Genomic DNA, 2,202 nt, shown 5'->3' on the forward strand with positions numbered 1-2,202 from the left:
ATGACGCCGCAGCGTTCACGCGCCCCGCTCATGCCCGCCGGGTCGGATTTGAAATCGTCGGCCTTGGCATGGATGACGATGGAGCGGGCCAGAATGCCGTTTTGCCCGGTCAGGCTGGCCTTGGTGGTGGTGAAATTGGCCTGGCCGACGCCGTCCGCGCCCACCGTCAGCATCGGCAGGTCGCCGCCGTGCCCGTGCTTGTTGTCGGTGGTCGGCTGGTCGTGGTTCTTACTCATGCCGGGGTCGAAGTGACCGCCCGCACCGCCGAAAGCCACCACCTTGTTCGTCGCCGCGTCCACGCCGGGGGTGCAGCGCCCGAACTCGTGAATGTGCATGCCGTGCTGTCCGGGGGTCAGGCCGCGCACCTGCACGCTGACGCGTACGCCCTCGCCCTGCTGCACGAAACTGGCGCTGCCCAGCACCGTGCCCGCCGGGTCACGCAGCGTGGCGGTGGCACTCAGGGGCAGGCCGGACTGGGCCGCGCCCGCCGAGGCCAGTCCCAGGGAAAGAACCGTCAGAAGAAGTGTCCGGTGCATCTTATTTGCCTCCCACGTAGCGCACGCGGTAAATCACGCCGCTCTGGTCGTCGGTGAAGAGCAGGCTGCCGTCGGTGTAGGTCGCCAGACCCGCCACGCGCCCGAACTGCTTCCACTGCCCGTCTTCCTGATAGACGAAGCCCGTCACGAACGGCTCGAATTTTTCGGGCTTGTTCTGGTCGTTAAAGACCACGCGCACCACTTCGTAGCCGCTAGGCTCATTGCGGTTCCACGAGCCACGGAAGGTCACGAAGGCGTCGTTGCGGTACTCGGCGGGAAACTGCTTGCCGGTGTAGAACTTGAGCGCGATGGCGGCGGCGTGGGCGGTGTAGTTCAGGGTGCTCGGCTCGGTGGTCGCGCAGTACTCGGCCTTGGTGATCTTGCCGGGAATGTTGGCGACGTTCACGTAGGGGTCGGGAATCTTCGCGCCGTAGCAAAAGGGCCAGCCGTAGTTCTTGCCGCGCTTGAGGACATTGAGTTCCTCGGGCGGAATATTGTCGCCGTGCCAGTCGCTGCCCTGATCCATGCCGTAGAAGGTCTTGGTCACGGGATGCCAGCCCATACCGATGGTGTGACGCAGGCCGCGTGCATAGACCTCGCGGTACTGACCGTTCGGGCTGAGGCGCAGCACGGTGGCTTCTTCGGGGTTCTGGGTGGGGGTGTCGTTGTTGGTCGCGCCGAACGACGCGTACAGGTAACCGTCCGGTCCCCAGGCCAGTTGCCGGGCCGGGTGCTGTCCGGCGTCGGGGAAACCGTCGGCGAAGACGCGGGGCACGCTCAGGCTGCCGTCCTTGGCGATGTCCATGACCCAGATGGTCTTTTCGCCCACGGCGTAGAGCTTGCCGCCACGGGTGTCGATGCCGTGCACCAGTTTCATGTTCTCGGCCACTTTGCGGCGCTCGGTGGCGTCGAATTTGCCGTCCTTGTTGACATCTTTCAGGTACCAGATGTCGCCCTGCTGACGGCGCGAGAGGTAGATGCCGCCGTCGGGCATCACGTGCAGCATCCGGGCGTTGCCCAGGTCGGTCGCCATCACGCTGATTTCAAAGCCCGCAGGCACCTTCAGGCGAGAGAGTTTGTCGGACGAAAACTGGAGCGCCGCCGGTTCGTTGCGCGTCGCCGTGACCGTCGCGGGCGGCTCGGCGGGTGGCACCGGGCGGGGCGTGGGAGCAGGCTGCTGGGCGTGGGCCGACACAAAAAAGGCCGCCGAAAGGACGGTCAGTAAGGGTTTGCGCATGGTTCCTCCACAGAACATCGTGTCGGGAAAGAAGCGTAAACTCTGCAAAGTAAGGCACTATTTCGGGCCATTTAACAAGCCTTAAAGTCAGCTACAGGGGGCGAGAGGGGGGAGCCGAAATACTGCCGCCCCCCTGGCCTCTTACACGCTGCGGGCCGAAACCTCCTGAAGCATCCGCTGCACGGCCTCTATCTCGTCACTGTTGATGGTGTGGCCCATCTGCGGGTAGATGCGCTTGTCCACCTTCGCGCCGTGCCCGGCCAGAATCTCGGCGCTTTCCTCCACGCGGGCCAGGGGCACATGGCTGTCCACGTCGCTGCACCCGATGAAAATGGGCGTGCCGTCCAGCGTGCCGGGATAGTCGCGGGGGGTGCCGTCGGGGCCAATCAGCCCGCCGGAGAAGGCAAAGACGCCGCCGTAGCGCCGGGC

3 protein-coding genes are annotated in these 2,202 nt (G+C 65.1%); all 3 read right to left on the bottom strand.

Annotated features, from left to right (window positions below; translation table 11 throughout):
- Positions 1-536: superoxide dismutase family protein (locus tag Q4C89_RS14855; protein WP_303103399.1), on the bottom strand; the 536-nt coding region annotated here is incomplete at its 3' end.
- Between the two features lies 1 nt (position 537).
- Positions 538-1,773: a sorbosone dehydrogenase family protein gene (locus tag Q4C89_RS14860; protein ID WP_303103400.1), complete on the bottom strand. Its 1,236-nt coding sequence runs from the start codon at positions 1,771-1,773 to the stop codon at positions 538-540.
- Between the two features lie 141 nt (positions 1,774-1,914).
- A partial coding sequence (locus Q4C89_RS14865) for an alpha/beta hydrolase (RefSeq protein WP_368493246.1) occupies positions 1,915-2,202 on the bottom strand: 288 nt, incomplete at its 5' end.

It is taken from the genome of Deinococcus sp. (genome assembly GCF_030523985.1).
GTDB lineage: Bacteria > Deinococcota > Deinococci > Deinococcales > Deinococcaceae > Deinococcus.

Bases quoted from the DNA above. Each gene is read 5' to 3' on its own strand.
- Q4C89_RS14860 (WP_303103400.1), bottom strand. From the start codon at position 1,773: ATGCGCAAACCCTTACTGACCGTCCTTTCGGCGGCCTTTTTTGTGTCG.